15 protein-coding genes and 1 pseudogene are annotated in these 17025 nt (G+C 70.7%); 7 read left to right on the top strand and 9 right to left on the bottom strand.

Going from position 1 to position 17025, the window contains the following annotated elements; genetic code table 11:
• Positions 1–1026, bottom strand: a pseudogene (locus ASF38_RS19430) (excinuclease ABC subunit A); the annotation flags it as partial.
• A 99-nt stretch (positions 1027–1125) separates the two neighbouring features.
• Positions 1126–1329: a hypothetical protein gene (locus ASF38_RS15595; protein ID WP_055967976.1), complete on the bottom strand. Its 204-nt coding sequence runs from the start codon at positions 1327–1329 to the stop codon at positions 1126–1128.
• Between the two features lie 52 nt (positions 1330–1381).
• Here ASF38_RS15595 and ASF38_RS15590 point away from each other — a divergent pair, with 52 nt between their 5' ends.
• Positions 1382–2035 (top strand): MBL fold metallo-hydrolase, encoded by a 654-nt coding sequence (locus ASF38_RS15590; protein ID WP_056577285.1) that lies wholly within the window; start codon positions 1382–1384, stop codon positions 2033–2035.
• Between the two features lie 112 nt (positions 2036–2147).
• Positions 2148–2546: a hypothetical protein gene (locus tag ASF38_RS15585; protein ID WP_055967970.1), complete on the top strand. Its 399-nt coding sequence runs from the start codon at positions 2148–2150 to the stop codon at positions 2544–2546.
• Between the two features lie 18 nt (positions 2547–2564).
• Here the strand turns inward: ASF38_RS15585 and ASF38_RS15580 are convergent, their stop codons facing one another.
• Entirely contained in the window at positions 2565–3842 is a 1278-nt protein-coding gene (locus ASF38_RS15580) for a cytochrome P450 (protein WP_055967966.1), read from the bottom strand.
• A gap of 112 nt (positions 3843–3954) precedes the next feature.
• Between ASF38_RS15580 and ASF38_RS15575 the strand changes: the two genes are divergently transcribed.
• Positions 3955–5403 (top strand): APC family permease, encoded by a 1449-nt coding sequence (locus tag ASF38_RS15575; protein ID WP_056577283.1) that lies wholly within the window; start codon positions 3955–3957, stop codon positions 5401–5403.
• The gene (locus ASF38_RS15570; RefSeq protein WP_056577280.1) at positions 5396–5701 is read left to right on the top strand and encodes a putative quinol monooxygenase; all 306 of its coding nucleotides are present in this window, start codon (positions 5396–5398) and stop codon (positions 5699–5701) included. The genes ASF38_RS15575 and ASF38_RS15570 overlap by 8 nt, the downstream gene beginning before the upstream one ends.
• A 31-nt stretch (positions 5702–5732) precedes the next feature.
• Here the strand turns inward: ASF38_RS15570 and ASF38_RS15565 are convergent, their stop codons facing one another.
• From ASF38_RS15565 to uvrB, 5 genes are all read right to left on the bottom strand, one after another.
• Entirely contained in the window at positions 5733–6806 is a 1074-nt protein-coding gene (locus ASF38_RS15565; protein WP_082480823.1) for a TerC family protein, read from the bottom strand.
• Positions 6807–7006: 200 nt separating this feature from the next.
• A complete protein-coding gene (locus ASF38_RS15560; protein WP_056577277.1) occupies positions 7007–8656 on the bottom strand; it encodes a hypothetical protein in 1650 nt (549 codons plus the stop codon).
• A 54-nt stretch (positions 8657–8710) separates the two neighbouring features.
• On the bottom strand, positions 8711–9445 hold the full coding sequence (locus ASF38_RS15555; protein WP_056577275.1) for an N-acetylmuramoyl-L-alanine amidase: 735 nt from the start codon (positions 9443–9445) through the stop codon (positions 8711–8713).
• Between the two features lie 52 nt (positions 9446–9497).
• Positions 9498–10316: an aldose 1-epimerase gene (locus ASF38_RS15550; RefSeq protein ID WP_056577272.1), complete on the bottom strand. Its 819-nt coding sequence runs from the start codon at positions 10314–10316 to the stop codon at positions 9498–9500.
• Entirely contained in the window at positions 10313–12397 is a 2085-nt protein-coding gene (gene uvrB, locus ASF38_RS15545) for an excinuclease ABC subunit UvrB (RefSeq protein ID WP_056577404.1), read from the bottom strand. The genes ASF38_RS15550 and uvrB overlap by 4 nt, the downstream gene beginning before the upstream one ends.
• An 81-nt stretch (positions 12398–12478) precedes the next feature.
• On the opposite strand from uvrB, the gene ASF38_RS15540 reads away from it, so the two are divergent.
• Positions 12479–13219 carry a TetR/AcrR family transcriptional regulator gene (locus tag ASF38_RS15540; protein WP_082480822.1) on the top strand — a complete coding sequence of 247 codons (741 nt, stop codon included), beginning with the start codon at positions 12479–12481 and terminating at the stop codon, positions 13217–13219.
• Positions 13220–13320: 101 nt separating this feature from the next.
• On the opposite strand, the gene ASF38_RS15535 is transcribed toward ASF38_RS15540, so the two are convergent.
• Positions 13321–14751, bottom strand: a complete 1431-nt coding sequence (locus ASF38_RS15535) for an acetyl-CoA C-acetyltransferase (protein ID WP_082480821.1) — start codon at positions 14749–14751, stop codon at positions 13321–13323.
• Positions 14752–14998: 247 nt separating this feature from the next.
• Here ASF38_RS15535 and ASF38_RS15530 point away from each other — a divergent pair, with 247 nt between their 5' ends.
• Positions 14999–16345 carry a 3-oxoacyl-ACP reductase gene (locus ASF38_RS15530; RefSeq protein ID WP_055967947.1) on the top strand — a complete coding sequence of 449 codons (1347 nt, stop codon included), beginning with the start codon at positions 14999–15001 and terminating at the stop codon, positions 16343–16345.
• Positions 16342–17025, top strand: a 684-nt coding sequence (locus ASF38_RS15525) for a MaoC/PaaZ C-terminal domain-containing protein (RefSeq protein WP_056577269.1), incomplete at its 3' end; no start/stop codon positions are given. The genes ASF38_RS15530 and ASF38_RS15525, both read left to right, overlap by 4 nt.

Genomic DNA, 17025 nt, shown 5'->3' with positions numbered 1-17025 from the left:
GGAGAACCCCATCTCCTCGGCCAGCGCCTGGGTGATCCGCAGGAAGTACTCGGAGACCTGGTTGTAGCTCCACGGTGCGATGGCGCCGTCGGCCACGGACGCCGACGGGTCGGGGACGACGAGCTCGGGGTCGACCTCCATGCGGGTGCCCAGGCCGTGGCACTCGGGGCACGCGCCGAACGGGGCGTTGAACGAGAACGACCGCGGCTCGAGCTCGTCGACCGCGAGAGGGTGGTCGTTGGGGCACGCCAGCTTCTCGGAGAAACGGCGGATGCGGTGCGGATCGTCCTCGGGCAGGTCCACGAAGTCGGCCAGGACCAGCCCGTCGGCGATGCCGAGGGCGGTCTCGACGGACTCGGTGAGCCGCTGCTTCATCGAGTCCTTGACCTGCAGGCGGTCGACGACGACGTCGATCGTGTGCTTCTTCTGCTTGGCCAGCTTGGGCGGCTCGTCGGCGAGGTTGTGCACCTCGCCGTCGACGAGCGCGCGGCTGAAGCCCTGCTGCTGCAGCTGCTTGAACAGCTCGAGGTACTCGCCCTTCCGGCCCCGGATGACGGGGGCCAGCACCTGGAACCGGCTGCCTTCCTCGAGGGCGAGGATGCGGTCGACGATCTGCTGCGGCGTCTGGCGCGAGATGGGCTCGCCGCAGTCGGGGCAGTGCGCGCGCCCGGCGCGGGCGTAGAGCAGGCGCAGGTAGTCGTAGACCTCGGTGATGGTGCCGACCGTGGACCGCGGGTTCTTCGACGTGGACTTCTGGTCGATCGAGACGGCCGGGCTCAGGCCCTCGATGAAGTCGACGTCGGGCTTGTCCATCTGGCCGAGGAACTGGCGCGCGTAGGCCGACAGCGACTCCACGTACCGTCGCTGGCCCTCGGCGAAGATCGTGTCGAAGGCGAGCGACGACTTGCCCGACCCCGACAGGCCGGTGAAGACGATGAGCGAGTCACGTGGAAGGTCGAGCGAGACGTCCTTGAGGTTGTTCTCGCGCGCGCCGCGCACGACGATGCGGTCCGACGTCACGGACATCCCTCCGAGGTTCCGGCAGCAGGTGTAGGCATACGTGTCGAGCCTAGTGGCGACCGCCGACAGAAACACCTCGAGCGACGGTGACCTCACCCACGGGGGTCAGACCTGGTTCACCTGACCGGCCTGCGCGAGCACTCCCAGCACCACGAGCACCAGCAGGACGACGCCCGCGACGAGCAGCTTGCCGCCCTTCTGCCCGGCCGAGGCCGTCTTGCGACGTCGCGCGACGACGATCATCGCGATCGGGATGGTCAGGACGAGCACGAGCCCGATCAGTCGCCCTGCCAGCTCTGCGCCGTCCACGTGTCCCCCTCGTGCCGCGGGCGGGCGAGCCCCGTCCGCCTAGGATCACAGCATGACGTACACGGGTGAGGTCGAGGTCGGCGGTCCGGCCGACGTCCAGCACGCAGGTGACCTGCGGATCACGAAGCTCGCGGTGGGCGAGATGAGCAACAACGCCTACCTCCTGCGGTGCGAGCTGACCGGCGAGCAGGTGCTCGTCGACGCCGCCGCCGAGCCGGATCGGCTCCTCGAGCTGGTCGGCGAGGACGGCCTGGCCCGCATCGTGACGACCCACCGCCACGGCGACCACTGGCAGGCGCTCGCCGCCGTCGTCGAGGCCACCGGAGCCGAGACCGTGGCGGGCGAGAACGACGCCGAGGGCATCGACGTGCCCACCGACCGGCTGGTCTCGACCGGCGCGCGCGTCCGCGTCGGCTCCTGCGAGCTGGAGGTCACCGAGGTCGTGGGCCACACGCCCGGCTCGATCGTGCTCGCCTACGACGACCCCGACGGCGTCGTGCACCTCTTCGTCGGCGACGACCTCTTCCCCGGTGGTGTGGGCAAGACCTGGTCGCCCGAGGACTTCACCACGCTGATCGACGAGGTGGAGACCAAGATCTTCGGCCGCCACCCCGACGACACGCACGTCTACCCCGGCCACGGGAACGACACGACCCTCGGCGCGGAGCGCCCCCACCTGCCGGAGTGGCGCGAGCGCGGCTGGTAGCCGTCCGACGACACGACGCGGGCCACCGACTCGCTCGACGCGACGGGGCGCACGACCGACCCGGTCGCCCCGCTCCCCTGCGGGAACGCGCCCGGCTGCCTACGCTCGTCCGATGAGGTCGATCGCCGCCGCGTCCATGGTCCTGGTGCTCGCGAGCGCGTGCTCGATCGGTGGTGGGTCCGACGAGCCCGACGCCTCCCAGCAGGCCTTCGACCGGACGTGCTCGCTCGTGCGCTCGGGCGTGGCGGCGTTCAACGAGAACGACTACGCCGAGACGGTCGAACGGTTCGAGGCGGCGCTGGAGCCCGCCCGGGACCTCGCAGAGGTCAGTGACGACGAACGTGCCGACGAGCTGCTCGAGGCCGTCGAGTACTACGCGACACTGCCGGCGAAGGACTACCGCAAGGCGTTCGAGAGCTCCCCGGAGTTCAAGCGCCACCAGGCGACGACGCTCGGCCAGTGCGGCGACGCGCAGCCGGAGGACTCCCCCGGCCAGGAGTCCGAGGCCTGACGTCGGACCGGAGGTCGCTCAGAAGGTGACCGGCAGCTCGTCGACGCCGTAGACGAACGACAGCTGCCGGAACGACAGGTCCGACTCCGGCACCGCGAGGGCGAGGTCGGGGAAGCGACGCAGCAGACGAGGGAACACCGTCCGCAGCTCGATGCGCGCCAGCTCGGCGCCGATGCAGCGGTGGATGCCGTGCCCGAAGGCGAGATGAGCGCTGCGCGGCACGCGGAAGGGGTCGAACTCCTCCGGTTCGTCACCGGCGCCGGCCGGGTCGCGGTTCGCCGCACTGAGCGACGCGAGCAGCACGTCGCCCTTGCGGATCCGCCGACCGAAGAGCGTCATGTCCTCCTTGGCGAAGCGCGGGAACGCGACCTGCACGACGGCGAGGTAGCGCAGCAGCTCCTCCACCACCTTCTCGACGTCCTGCGACGTGCCGTTGCGCACCAGAGCCGCGTGCTTCTCGTCGCGCATCAGCACGATGGTGCCGAGCGCGATCATGCCGGCGGTGGTCTCGAAGCCACCGGTGAACACGCCGTCGGCGAGCCCGGCGAGATCGACGTCGCTGATCGCGTCGCCCTCGGAGCGGATGATCTGGCCGATCAGGCCGGGGCCGGGCTCCAGCCGCTGTCGGGCGACGGCCTCGAAGAGGAACTCCCGCTGCGCCGACACCGCGCCGAAGGCGGCAGCCGCTCCGTTCGTCGCGTCGAAGCGCGCGCTGCCCAGCGCGGCGAAGGCCTCGCGGTCCTCGTAGTCGAGACCGAGCAGGGCACAGATCGTCTGGAAGGGCACCGGGAAGGCGAGGTGCTTCGCCAGGTCGCCGGGTGAGCCGGAGGCCTCGAAGGAGTCGAGCGCGTCGTCGACGATGTTCTCGATGACCGGACCCAGCCGGGAGAGCCGACGCATCGTGAACTCGGGCGTGACGATCTTGCGCAACCGGGTGTGCAGCGGCGGATCGGTGAAGCCCAGCCCGCCGATGTCGTCGGACGTGGCCGGGCCGTCGCCGTGGAACAGGTGCCGGATGTCGTTGGAGTAGGCCCCGCGGTCGGTGAGCACGGTGCGCGTCTCGTCGTACCCCGACACGAGGTAGGCGTTGAAGGAGAACGGCAGGGCCAGCTTGTGAAGGCGCTCCTGGCCGCGGATCTCGGCCAGCCGCGGCAGCGGGTCGGTGCCGTCGCGCTGGAGGGGGACCTTGGTCTCCTCGGGGATGAAGGACATGCGTGAGAGGTCGATGCCCTTGCGCCGGATGCGGCGGACGACGACGCTCCCCAACCAGGAGCTGAGCCGTGCGCGTACGTCCATCACCCCACAGAACCTACTACTGGTGTTGCGCTGGAGGCGGAGCCGGAGGAAGGTGTCCTCCAAACTCTGCTTCGGGGCGCAGTGCTCCGGGGGTGACGACGCGAGGAGCCACATGAGCACCGACACCGCTGGGGTCCAGGAACCGACCGAGCTCCGCCGGGTCATGGGACCCAAGCTGCTGCTGCTCTTCATCGTCGGCGACATCCTGGGTGCGGGCATCTACGCGGTGACCGGACAGATGGCCGGCAAGGTCGGCGGCCTCGTCTGGCTGCCGTTCCTCCTGGCCTTCGTCGTGGCCTCCATGACGGCCCTCTCCTACCTCGAGCTGGTCACGAAGTACCCACAGGCCGCGGGCGCCGCGCTGTACGCGCACAAGGCCTTCGGGATCCACTTCGTGACGTTCCTCATCGCCTTCGCGGTCGTCTGCTCGGGCATCACCAGCGCCTCGACGTCGGCGAAGACACTGGCCGACAACTTCACCGGCGGCCTCGAGGTCAACGGCTGGATCGACGGCACGCCCAGCAGCGGGGTCATCGTCGCGATCGCCATGGGCTTCATGATCCTCCTGGCGATCATCAACCTGCGTGGCGTGGGCGAGAGCGTGAAGTTCAACGTCGTCCTCACCATCGTCGAGCTCGCCGCGCTCTCGATCGTCATCGGCGTGGGCTTCTACGCCATGACCCGCAACGGCGCCGACCTGAGCGAGATCGTGACCTTCCGCGACTACGAGGATCGTGGGCTCTTCCTCGCGGTGACCGCCGCCACCTCCATCGCGTTCTTCGCCATGGTCGGCTTCGAGGACGCGGTCAACATGGTCGAGGAGGTCAAGGAGCCGAACAAGATCTTCCCCCGCACCATGCTCACCGGTCTGGGCATCGCCGTCATCCTCTACATGCTGGTCGCCGTCTCGGTCGTGGCGGTGCTCACCGCCCCCGAGCTGAAGAACATCGCCGACTCCGAGGGGCGCGCACTGCTCGAGGTGGTGTCGAAGGGTGCACCCGACTTCCCGATCGACCGGGTGTTCCCGTTCCTGGCCGTGTTCGCCGTGGCCAACACCGCGCTCATCAACATGCTCATGGCGAGCCGGCTCCTCTACGGCATGGCCAAGCAAGGGGTGCTCCCCCGCCAGCTCGGAGCGGTGCTGCCCGGACGACGCACCCCGTGGGTCGCCGTCGGGTTCTCCACGGTCCTGGCGCTGGGCCTGATCTTCTACGTCACCCGCGACGCCGACAGCAACGTGGTCGCCAACCTCTCGAACGTGACCGCGTTCCTGCTCCTGTGCGTGTTCGCGATCGTCAACGTCGCGTGCCTCATCCTGCGGCGCGACACCACCGGCGCCGAGCGCAATCACTTCATGTCGCCGGGGGTCCTGCCCGCCGTGGCCGCCTTCCTGTGCCTCTTCCTCGCCGGACCGTGGGTCGATCGCGACCCCGAGGTCTACAAGATCGCCGGGGCGCTCATGCTCATCGGCGTCGCCCTGTGGGTCGTCACGTACTTCATCAACAGGGCCACCGGCACGGCCGACAGCTCGTTCGAGGACGTCGAGGGCCTGGGTGGCTGACGGCTCCACCACCCTCGTCGTCGCCGGCTGGCTCCGTGTCGACGCCGCCCACCGCGACGCGTACGTGGACGCGTGCCGTCACGCCGTCGAGCTCGCCCGGCGTGCACCCGGGTGCGTGGCCTTCGCCGTCGCGGCCGACAGCGTCGACCCCGGTCTCGTCGTGGTGCTCGAGCAGTGGACCGACGAGTCCTCGCTGATGGCGTTCCGCGCGCTCCCCGACGACGGCGGGACCGCCCTCCCCGACGTGCTGGACGCCCACGTGCGGCGCTACCACGTGAGCGGGGAGGGCCCGGCCTAGCCGGACCCTCCCCGCGACGTGCTGCGTGCCGCTACTGGTCGCCGCGCCGGGCGTCCTTCTCCGGCGTCTCGTCGACGTCGGGCGTGGCCTGCTCGTGCGCCTCGTGGCCGTCGGCCTTGGGAGCCGCGTGGTCCTTGACGCGCTCCGGGTACTTGTTGGCGTACCAGAGGCTGGCCACCGCGGTGGTGCCGAGGATGACGATGATCGCACCGAGGCTCGCGAGCGTCGGGATCTCCGGGACGGGGACGTGCTCGCCGCCGTTGATGAAGGGCAGCTCGTTCTCGTGCAGGGCGTGCAGCAGCAGCTTCACGCCGATGAAGGCCAGCAGCACCGACAGGCCCTGCGACAGGAACACGAGACGCTTGAGCAGGTCGCCCAGCAGGAAGTAGAGCTGGCGCAGGCCCATCAGGGCGAAGACGTTGGCCGTGAACACGAGGTACGGCTCACGGGTCAGGCCGTAGATCGCCGGGATCGAGTCCAGGGCGAACAGCAGGTCCGTGGTGCCGAGGGCGATGATCACGAGGGCCATCGGCGTGAGGGCGCGCCGGCCGTTCTCCTTCACGACCAGCTTGAGGCCGTCCCAGCGGTCCGTCAGGTTGAAGCGGCGGCGGGCCAGCCGGACGACGGCGTTCTCGGCGTCGTCGTCGTGGTCGGTGTCGCGGATCAGCTGGATGGCCGTGTAGATGAGGAACGCGCCGAACAGGTAGAAGACCCACGAGAAGTTGTTGATCGCCACGGCACCGACGGCGATGAAGATCGCCCGGAAGACCAGGGCGATGATGATGCCCACCATCAGCGCTTCCTGCTGGTACTTCCGCGGCACGTTGAAGCTCGCCATGATGATGATGAAGATGAACAGGTTGTCGATCGACAGGCTGTACTCGGTCAACCAGCCCGCGAAGAACTCCACGCCGTACTGGGACCCGTGGTACGTGAACGTCCAGATGCCGAAGGCGACCGCCAGGCCGACGTAGATGCTCAGGTAGGTGGCGCACTCCTTCATCGACGGCTCGTGCGGCTTGCGCGCCACGACGAACACGTCGAAGAGGATGATGGCGATGGTCACACCGACGGTGATGGACCACTCCATGGTCGAGACGTTCACTCAGGTTCCTCCGGTCGACAGACGTGTACCGGAGGTCTCTTCCACCCCGGGAACGGTCCCCCGGAGCCCACAGCACCGGACGGTCGGAAGACCACCGTGATGACGACACTGCAGCGAAGGAATACTCCCCTCCGCCGGACATTCTTGCAGGAGCGCGCGACGGGGCGCACGTCGAGTCGGTGTGACGTCGTGCGGTCCTGTCAGCTCACGCTCGTGCAGGTCGCGTCGCCGAACCCGGAGTAGTCCGACCTGCTCCCCCGTTGCACGGCGGCCCCCCACTGGCTCAGCGCGGTCGGGACACCGGCTGTGGCGTCATCGATGGCCCCGGTGAACGCCACGTAGGTCGCCCACGGGTCCTCACCGTCCGCGGACGTCGCTCGCAGCACCTCGCCGGCTGCGTGGTCGGGCGTGCCACCACCGCCGGCGGCCATGGTGCCCGCGATGCGGTCGACCAGGGCGGGCTGGGCCTGCTCCATCCATGCCTTCACGTCGTCGGCCTCCGCGAGACCCTTCAGCCGCAGGACGTCACGCGCGAAGCGTCGGCCGTCGCCGTCGGTGTTGAACCAGTCGGCAGCGACGACGAGGGCGTCGGACCGGATGGTCGCGAGGTCCTCGGCGTCGAGGCCGAGCACGAGGTTGACCGAGCCCGAGACCTCGGCCGGGCGGCCGGCGAAGGACTGGTTGTACGTCGAGGCGACGGCCGAGCTCACGTCGCGCACGCGAATGGCGGCCTCGATGCCGCGGGCCCGCCCGTCGGCTCCGAACACCTCGCCGAAGCGGAGCCGTCCCTGGCGGGAGTCGGTCGAGCGGGTGAGGGTGACTGCGCCGTCACCGTCCTCGCGAACCGTCCGCTCGACCCCCGCGGCGAAGAACGAGGGTGGGACGTCGAGGCGGCCGGAGTCGAGCGTCCGTGCGCGCGCGGTGGCGGGCGCACCACCGGTGACCAGCGACGTCGCGCGCACGGCCTTCGACGCCTCGGCCGGCAGCTCGCCGTCGAGCAGCGCCGCGTACGCCTCCCGCCCGGGGTCGCCGGAGATGTCGAGGACGACCTGGCGCAGGGCGAACGTGGGCAGATCCTCGTCGGGCGCCACCTCGGCGTGCGCATCGGTGACAGCAGGCCACAGCACGGTGGTCCGCTCGACGGCGGCCGCGGTCCCGATCGTCACGACGACGTCGTCGGAGCCGATCGGCGTGATCGCTGCGGCCACCTCGTCGCCCCCGCCGCCCGGCAGGTCCTCGGCGAGCCCGCGCAGGGCCGCCTCGTCGCCGGCCGCCTCGAACGCGTCGGCCTCGAGGACCAGCGAGCCGCCCGGCGGGATCTGCGCCGGGTCCTCGGCCCCCGGCAGGCCGGAGGACGGCGGGTCGTCGTCCACGTAGCCGGCCGGCACGACCAGTCGAAGGTTCTTCGTGAGTCCCGCCGTGCCGTCGACCAGGTCGTAGCTCAGGGAGGTCCAGGCCACGCCGCGGGAGTCCTTGGCGGCGGCACCGACGTCCACCGACGTGGCCTCGCCCGAGTCGTCGGGCGTGCTCCGGTCCCATCGCCAGCGACCGTCCACCCGCTGCGGCCAGCCGGAGAAGAGGTCGTCGCCGGCGGTCGGGAACGCCTGGACGACCGCCGCCTCGAGCGGTGTGCTCAGGCCGATCTCCTGCGGGTCGACCCGCAGGCAGACGGGCGAGCGTTCCTTCGTCTCGACGACCGGCTCGGCTGCGGCGGACACCGACGACCGCTCCCCGACCGTGCCCGTCCCCACCAGGGTCGCGCCGACCAGACCCCCCAGGACGATGCCGCCGGCGATCATGCGGCTCACGGACTCGAACGTCAGCGCGTCGAGCTCGTCACGCCACCTCATGGGCACATCCTGCCCCCTGCCACCGCGGCGCGCGCGGGGACCCGAGAAAGACGTTCAGGACCGGTCGCCCAGCTCGGCCGCGACACGGCGTCGGAACTCGTCGGCATCGACCGTGTTCCCGGGGTCCCACTTGCCGGCGGTGCTGGTCTCGGAGTGGTAGCGCACGTGGTCGGGGCCGGTGCCGAACCGGGCCACGATCACCGCCGCGGCGCGCACCGCCGCCTCACCCTGCCGGGCCGTGGGTCGCTGGCCGTACGGCTCCTGGGGCGCGTAGTCGATCTCGATGCCGACGTAGGACGCGTTGCCGTCCCCGGCGGGCATGGGGCCGCTGGAGCGCGCCTCGCCCGCGTGGTTGGCCCGCCCTGCTGCGATCACGTGGCACACGGCGTCGCGGTCGATGAGCAGGTGGCACAGGGGGCCGCGCAGTCCGGTCCTGCCGTCGACCACGGTGTCCAGCGCGGGGTGCGGGTCGGCGGTGGTGGCACGGAACGCCGTGTGGTGCACGAGCACGCCCGACGGGTCGAACGCCCACGGGCGGCCGCGGCCCACCCAGCCCTCGGTGGCCTCGACCTGCAGCCCGGCGTCACGCAGTGCGGTGGGCAGCCACGTGAGCTGGACCTTGCGGCGGCCGGGGATCGGCAGGTCGCGGACGTAGGGCATGCGGTCCAGGAGGGCGAGACCCCCGATGGTGGCGGTCGCCGCCAGCGCGCCACCGAGCAGCACCCGCCGACTGGTGCCCCCCGAGCCGGGCTCGAGCCGGGGCCGGGGCGTGTCGTCCGTCTGCTGCATGGCGGCTCCCTGGGCTCGTGTCCCTCGCCCGGGACCATCCGACGCCTCGACGCTACGGGGCTGCGGCAACACCTGCAGAACGACCCGCCGCGCCGTGCTGCTCGACGTCGAGGGTGAAGGTGATCGACGTCGCGTCCAGCCACCGGTGCCACGACGGGTGGGCGAAGGCGTCGGGCGGGGCGGTCTGCGGCTCGATGCAGACGGCGTGCTCGGGTCGGGTGTAGACGACCCACCATGGTGCGTCGCTGCTGAGCCGCAGGGTGAGCGTGTCGCCCCAGCGGATCGACGGCGGCCGCTGCAGCGCGAAGCAGTCGTCCCACGGCTCGGCCACCGGCTCGACGAACCGGCCCGTGGGGAGCATCGCGTCGCCGCGTTCGACCATGCGCTCGGGAGCGACGTCGTGGACCGCCTCGGAGCCGTCGGCGAGCCTGCGGCGGAACCAGGGGTGGAACCCGAGCGAGGCCCCGGGGCCTGCGCCGTCCCACCCGAGGGTGCAGGTGAGTCGCGAGGCGGTGAGGGCGTAGCGGAGGGTCGCCGTGCCCGCGGCCGGCCACGGATCACCGAGCTCGGCCTCGAAGGCGAGGTCGTCGACCTGCGTCCAGACGGCGTCGCGTCCGAGACCGTGCAGCGCGTTGCCGTCGTCGGCCGTCGGCAACCGGTGCCGGACGCCCCCGTGCTCCACGACGCCGTGGCCGATCCGGCCCGCCCACGGGACCATGGGATAGCTGCCCCGGGTGATGGTGTCGGGCACTCCGGGCACCGGCTGCGTCGCGATGAGCTCCAGCCCGGCCACCGTGAACGAGACGAGCCGCGCCCCGTGGTCGGGATCGATCTCGACCGCGAGCGGCCCCTCGACGGCCCGCACCGTCACGCGTGCGCCTCGAGCATGCCGCGCAGCTCCTTCTTGAGCTCGCCGATCTCGTCGCGCAGACGGGCCGCGACCTCGAACTGCAGGTCGGCCGCGGCGGCGTGCATCTGCTCGCTGAGCTGCTCGATGAGGGCGGCGAGGTCGGCCGACGGCAGGTCCGCCAGCCCGGCGGTGTGCTGTCCGAGCGGCACGGGCGCACCGCGTCGCTTGTGGTCACCCGTGGCCGCGAGCAGGGTGGCGGTGTCCGCGTCCTCGCGCGCGAGCATGTCGGTGATGTCGCCGATCTTCTTGCGCAGCGGCTGCGGATCGACCCCGCGCTCGAGGTTGTAGGCGACCTGCTTCTCACGACGTCGGTTGGTCTCGTCGATCGCCAGCGCCATGGAGTCCGTGATCCGGTCGGCGTACATGATGACCTGGCCGGAGACGTTGCGCGCGGCTCGACCGATCGTCTGGATCAGGGACCGCCCCGACCGCAGGAAGCCCTCCTTGTCCGCGTCGAGGATGGCCACCAGGCTCACCTCGGGCAGGTCGAGTCCCTCGCGCAGGAGGTTGATCCCCACCAGCACGTCGTACTCCCCCATGCGCAGCTCGCGGAGCAGCTCGACGCGACGCAGCGTGTCGACCTCGCTGTGCAGGTAGCGGGTGCGGATGCCGGCCTCGAGGAGGTAGTCGGTGAGGTCCTCGGACATCTTCTTGGTGAGCGTGGTGACGAGGACGCGCTCGTTCTTCTCGACCCGGTCGCGGATCTGCGCGATGAGGTCGTCGATCTGGCCCCGGGTCGGCTTGACGATCACCTCGGGATCCACCAGGCCCGTGGGACGGATGATCTGCTCGACGACCTCGCCGCCGGTCTTCTCCATCTCGTAGGTGCCGGGGGTGGCCGAGAGGTAGACGGTCTGCCCGATGCGCTCCAGGAACTCGCCCCACGTGAGGGGCCGGTTGTCCATGGCACTGGGCAGGCGGAACCCGTGCTCGACGAGCGTGCGCTTGCGCGACATGTCGCCCTCGTACATCGCGCCGATCTGCGGCACGGTCACGTGGGACTCGTCCAGGACCAGGAGGAAGTCCTCGGGGAAGTAGTCGAGCAGGCAGTTCGGCGCCGTACCCGGAGCACGCCCGTCCATGTGGCGCGAGTAGTTCTCGATGCCGGCACACGTACCGACCTGCTGCATCATCTCGATGTCGTAGGTGGTGCGCATGCGCAGCCGCTGCGCCTCCAGCAGGCTGCCCTGGCCCTCGAGCTCGGCCAGCCGCTCGGCCAGCTCGACCTCGATGCTCTCGATCGCCCGCGTCATGACGTCGGGGCCCACGGTGTAGTGCGTCGCGGCCCCGACGTAGAGCTCGGTGTCCTCGCTGAGGACCTCGCCCGTGAGCGGGTGCAGCGTCATGAGCCGCTCGATCTCGTCGCCGAAGAACTCGATGCGGACCGCCATCTCCTGGTAGACGGGGAAGATCTCGAGGGTGTCGCCCTTGACCCGGAACGTGCCGCGCGTGGGTGCGACGTCGTTGCGCACGTACTGCGCCTGGACCAGGGATCGGAGCAGCTCCTCTCGCGGCTTCTCCTCGCCGACCTTGAAGCCGATCATGCGCTCGGTGTACTCCTGCGCCGAGCCGAGGCCGTAGATGCAGGACACCGTGGCGACCACGATGACGTCGCGTCGGGTGAGCAGCGACCAGGTCGCGGAGTGGCGCAGGCGCTCGACCTCCTCGTTGATCGAGGAGTCCTTCTCGATGTAGGTGTCGGTCTGCGGGACGTAGGCCTCGGGCTGGTAGTAGTCGTAGTAGGAGACGAAGTACTCGACGGCGTTGTGGGGCAGCAGCTCGCGCAGCTCGGTGGCGAACTGGGCGGCGAGCGTCTTGTTGGGGAGCATCACCAGCACCGGACGCTGCAGACGCTCGGTGAGCCATGCGGTGGTGGCGGTCTTGCCGGTGCCGGTGGCGCCCATGAGCACGACGTCCTGCGCGCCCGACTCGATGCGCTCCTGCAGGGCCTGGATCGCGGCCGGCTGGTCGCCGGCGGGCTCGTACTCGGACACGACGGAGAACGGCGCGACCTGACGGCGCAGCGCGGACTTGGGCCTCATGGCCTCCACCGTACGACCCGCCACCGACACCGGCGTCGCTCCTGCCGCGGGGCCGTGATCGGCCACACCTAGGATGCATGCATGTCTGCAGCGGAGACGAGCACGGGCGAGACCCACGACGAGGGTGGGACGACCGCCGCCCCCACGGTGGGTGCCCCGCGCGGGCCCCGGTCCCGCACCGAGCAGCGACGTGCCGCGCGCTCGGCGGAGATCGTCGCCGCCACCCGGGCACTCTTCGACGAGCGCGGCGTGCGCGAGGCGCAGATCGAGGACATCGCCAAGGCCGTCGGCATCAACCGGGCGATCATCTACCGGCACTTCTCCAGCAAGGAGGAGCTGTTCGCGGTGACCCTCCTGGGCTACCTGACCGAGCTCGACGAGGCCCTGACGCCGGGTGACGACCCCGACCGCACGGGCCCCCAGCGCCTCGACGCACTCGTGCGGGCGTTCTTCGGCTACGGACTCGAGCACCCGGCCTTCGTCGACTGTGCGCAGACGCTGCTGCGTCGGCGCGGCGTCGAGCTGATGGAAGAGGTCAGCGAGGACGTGATGATCCGGCTCGGCACCGCCATGAGCGCCTGCCTCGGCCACGTGGTGCGGGTCCTCGAGACCGGGGACGCCGAGGGCGAGTTCGCCGTGGCCGACCCGAACCTCCTCGCCAACATCCTCTACACGCAGGGCCTCGGTGCCCTGAACCTGGCGCACCTGCAGATCTCCGTCCGCGAGCACATCTCCGGGCTCCCCGTCGTGGACCCGGTCGTCACCGACGACCTCCTCGACCACCTGCTGCGCGGAGCCCTCGCGATGGCGCGAGGCCGCTGACCTGCCTCGTCCCCTCAGGACGCCCGCCCGACGCGGAGGACCCCCCACGACCGGACCCCCACGGCTGGGCCGTGGGGGTCCTGTCGTCGGTGCCGGAGGGGTCAGGCGCCCTCGAGGATGGCGACGACGCCCTGGCCACCGGCCGCACAGATCGAGATGAGGCCGCGGCTGCCCGGGCCCTTCTCGTGCAGCAGCTTGGCCAGGTTCGCGACGATCCGCGCACCGGTGGCCGCGAAGGGGTGCGCTGCGGCGAGCGAGGATCCCTTCACGTTCAGCCTGCTGCGGTCGATCGAGCCGAGCGGGACGTCCAGGCCCAGACGCTCCTTGCAGAAGTCGGGGTCCTCCCACGCGGCGAGGGTCGAGAGCACCTGGCCGGCGAAGGCCTCGTGGATCTCGTAGTAGTCGAAGTCCTGCAGGGTGAGCCCGTTGCGTGCGAGCATGCGCGGCACGGCGTACGCCGGGGCCATGAGCAGGCCCTCGGCACCGCTCACGTAGTCGACGGCCGCCGTCTCGTAGTCCACGAAGTACGCACGGGGCGTCCAGCCGCGGCGCTGCGCCTCCTCCTCCGAGGCGAGCAGTGCCACGGAGGCACCGTCGGACAGCGGGGTGGAGTTGCCGGCGGTCATGGTCGCCTCGTCGCCGAGCTGCTTGCCGAAGACCGGCTTGAGCTTGGCGAGCTTCTCGACCGTCGAGTCCGGGCGCAGGTGGTTGTCCTTGGTGACGCCGTTGAACGGCGTGACCAGGTCGTCCTGCCAGCCGGCGTCCCACGAGGCGGCGAGGTTCTGGTGCGAGGCCGCCGCGAGCTCGTCCTGCGCCTCGCGGGTGATGCCCCAGGCGTGGGTCGTGATGGCCTGGTGGTCACCCATCGACAGCCCGGTGCGGGGCTCGGCGTTGCGGGGCTGGTCGGGGGCGAGGTAGCCGGGACGGATCTTCGCGATGGCGGCGAGACGGCCCTTGTTGTCCTTGGCGTTGTTGGCCTCGATGAGGATCTTGCGCAGCTTGTCCCCCACGGCCAGCGGGGCGTCGGACGTGGTGTCCGTGCCGCCGGCGATGCCGGACTCGATCTTGCCGAGCGAGATCTTCGCGGCGACCTGGAACGCGGCCTGCAGACCGGTGCCGCACGCCTGCTGGATGTCCTCGGCGGGCGTCTCGGGCGAGAGCTTGGACCCGAGGACCGTCTCGCGCGCCAGGTTGAAGTCGCGGCTGTGCTTGAGCACGGCGCCGGCGACGACCTCGCCGACCTTCTCGCCCTCGAGGTCGTAGCGCTCGACGAGACCGTCGAGGGCTGCCGTGAGCATGTCCTGGTTGGAGACGTTCTGGTAGACCGTGTTCGACCGGGCGAACGGGATCCGGTTGCCGCCGACGACGACGACCTTGCGGACGGTCTGCTCGCTGCCGGAGGCGCCGGCCGCAGCCGTGCTCGTCGCGGCCTTCGTGCCGGCGGCCTTGGTCGCAGCGTTCTTGGCAGCGGGGGCCTTCTTGGCCGGTGACTTCTTCGCGGCCGTCTTCTTCGCGGGGGTGTTCTCCGCCATGGCGCGTGCTCCTTGCGCTTCGGGGTGGGCGAGGTGGTGGTGCGGGTCGTGCGACACCGGGCAGGTGCGTGCGGGACGATGGTGCCACGCGGCAGGGTGAGGCGGCAGCCCGCGAGGGTCCCGGCCAGGGCCGAGACCGTGCGGTGTGCGCCTCACCACGCCCGGTGGACGCGGTTGTCACTCCAAGTTACAGTTCACGTGCGATTCCAGATACCGATGGTATGCGAGAGATAGGACACACACCCTGATGAGCGATCGTTACCAGGACCTGGCACACAACCCGATCGGCAAGTTCCTCGTGAAGAACCTGGGACTGCCGAACCCTCCGTACCTGGAGCGCTACGACGGCGGCCCGTTGGTCGACGGCACCGTCCTCACCGGCACGGCGAAGGCCGGGACGGTCTCCAAGGCGATCACCGCGGCGCTCAAGGCCGACAAGATCGAGGCCACGGGCGTGCCCGCGCAGGGCAAGCGCTACAAGGGCCTCGTGTTCGACGCGACGGGCATCTCCGACGCCGCCGGGCTGGTCGCGCTCCAGGAGTTCTTCACCCCGGTGCTCCGTCAGCTGCAGGGCTGTGGCCGGATCGTCGTCGTCGGCTCCGTCCCCGAGGACGCCGCCACCGAGGGTGCGCGGGTCGCCCAGCGCGCCCTCGAGGGCTTCACCCGCTCGCTCGCCAAGGAGGTCGGGGCCGGCAGCACCGCGAACCTCGTCTACCTCGCGAAGGGCGCCGAGAAGTCCGTCGCCTCGACGCTCGGCTTCCTGCTCTCCGCCAAGTCCGCCTACGTGTCGGGCCAGGTCGTCCGCATCGGCTCCACCGGCATCACGAAGGTGACCGAGCCGGCCGACCTCCAGAAGCCGCTCGCCGGCAAGGTCGCGCTCGTCACGGGCGCCTCGCGCGGCCTCGGCGAGGCCGACATGCGCACCCTCGCCCGCGACGGAGCCACCGTCATCGGCCTCGACGTCCCGCCGCTCGAGGGTGACCTCAAGGCCCTCGCCGAGGAGCTGGGCGGCGGCTACATCGTGGGTGACATCACCTCGCCCGACGCCCCGGCGACGATCGCCGCCTACGTCAAGGAGAACTACGGCGCGGTCGACGTCGTGGTGCACAACGCCGGCATCACGCGCGACAAGCGCCTGCGGAACATGAAGGCCGAGAACTGGCAGCTGGTGGTCGACATCTCGGTGGGCGCGCCCCAGCGGATCACCGACGAGCTGCTGGCCCAGGGCCTCGTCAACACCGGCGGCACGATCATCGGCATCGCATCGATCGCGGGCATCGCGGGCAACAACGGCCAGACGAACTACGCGTCGGCCAAGGCCGGCGTGATCGGCTGGATCCAGTCGCTCGCCGAGCGGGTCGCCGCCGACGGCATCACGGCCAACGTCGTCGCCCCGGGCTTCATGGAGACCGAGATGGTCAAGACCATCCCGCTCGGCATCCGCGAGGCCGGGCGCCGCATGAACTCGATGTCCCAGGGCGGGCTGCCGGTCGACGTGGCCGAGGCGATCGCCTGGTTCGCCAACCCGGGTTCGGGTGCCGTGAGCGGGAACGTCCTCGGCGTGAACGGCCAGATGCTGCTGGGGGCCTCGTGACCACCAGGCGCTTCGAGGACGCACCGTCCACGCTGCCCCTCATGCTGAAGGCCGCCCTGCCGGCCGTGCCCGTCGTGGGCTCGCTGCCGGGGGTCAAGCACGCGTCGGGCGCGGTGCCCGACCTCGTGCTGGAGCGCTCCGGCGTCGGCACGGACCCGGCGCACCTCGAGCGCTGCCTCGACGTGTGCGGCTTCCCGCACGTCGAGCACCTGCCCGCCACCTACCCGCACATGGCGGCGTTCGGCCTGCACATGGCACTCATGACGGACACCGCGTTCCCCTTCGCCCCCATGGGTCTGGTGCACCTGCGGAACCGCATCACGCAGCACCGTCCCATCGGCGCCGACGAGGTGTTCGACGTGTCCGTGCGGGCCGCCGACCTGCGACCGCACCCGAAGGGACGACTCGTCGACCTCCTCACGGCCGTCACGATCGACGGCGAGCTCGTGTGGGACGAGGTCACGACGCTCTTCTCGCGTGGTCGTGGCGGAGCGCCGGAGACGTCGCCCGCGCCCCTGGAGGGCGTGGAGGCACCCCGGGGCGTCGTCCACTGGCGGCTCGCCGGTGACCTGGGCCGGCGCTACGGCGCGGTGTCCGGCGACCGCAACCCCATCCACCTGTACCCCGTCACCGCGAAGGCGTTCGGCTTCCCGAGCAACATCGCGCACGGCATGTGGACG

This window comes from Aeromicrobium sp. Leaf272 (genome assembly GCF_001422865.1).
In the GTDB taxonomy this organism is placed as follows: Bacteria; Actinomycetota; Actinomycetes; order Propionibacteriales; family Nocardioidaceae; genus Aeromicrobium.
This window is presented reverse-complemented; position numbering and strand designations above follow the sequence as displayed.

Coding starts and splice junctions, on each gene's coding strand:
- ASF38_RS15555 (WP_056577275.1), bottom strand. CDS start 9,445: ATGCAGCAGACGGACGACACGCCCCGGCCCCGGCTCGAGCCCGGCTCG.
- uvrB (WP_056577404.1), bottom strand. CDS start 12,397: ATGAGGCCCAAGTCCGCGCTGCGCCGTCAGGTCGCGCCGTTCTCCGTC.
- ASF38_RS15580 (WP_055967966.1), bottom strand. CDS start 3,842: ATGGACGTACGCGCACGGCTCAGCTCCTGGTTGGGGAGCGTCGTCGTC.
- ASF38_RS15530 (WP_055967947.1), top strand. CDS start 14,999: ATGAGCGATCGTTACCAGGACCTGGCACACAACCCGATCGGCAAGTTC.
- ASF38_RS15590 (WP_056577285.1), top strand. CDS start 1,382: ATGACGTACACGGGTGAGGTCGAGGTCGGCGGTCCGGCCGACGTCCAG.
- ASF38_RS15540 (WP_082480822.1), top strand. CDS start 12,479: ATGTCTGCAGCGGAGACGAGCACGGGCGAGACCCACGACGAGGGTGGG.
- ASF38_RS15575 (WP_056577283.1), top strand. CDS start 3,955: ATGAGCACCGACACCGCTGGGGTCCAGGAACCGACCGAGCTCCGCCGG.
- ASF38_RS15585 (WP_055967970.1), top strand. CDS start 2,148: ATGAGGTCGATCGCCGCCGCGTCCATGGTCCTGGTGCTCGCGAGCGCG.
- ASF38_RS15535 (WP_082480821.1), bottom strand. CDS start 14,751: ATGGCGGAGAACACCCCCGCGAAGAAGACGGCCGCGAAGAAGTCACCG.
- ASF38_RS15560 (WP_056577277.1), bottom strand. CDS start 8,656: ATGAGGTGGCGTGACGAGCTCGACGCGCTGACGTTCGAGTCCGTGAGC.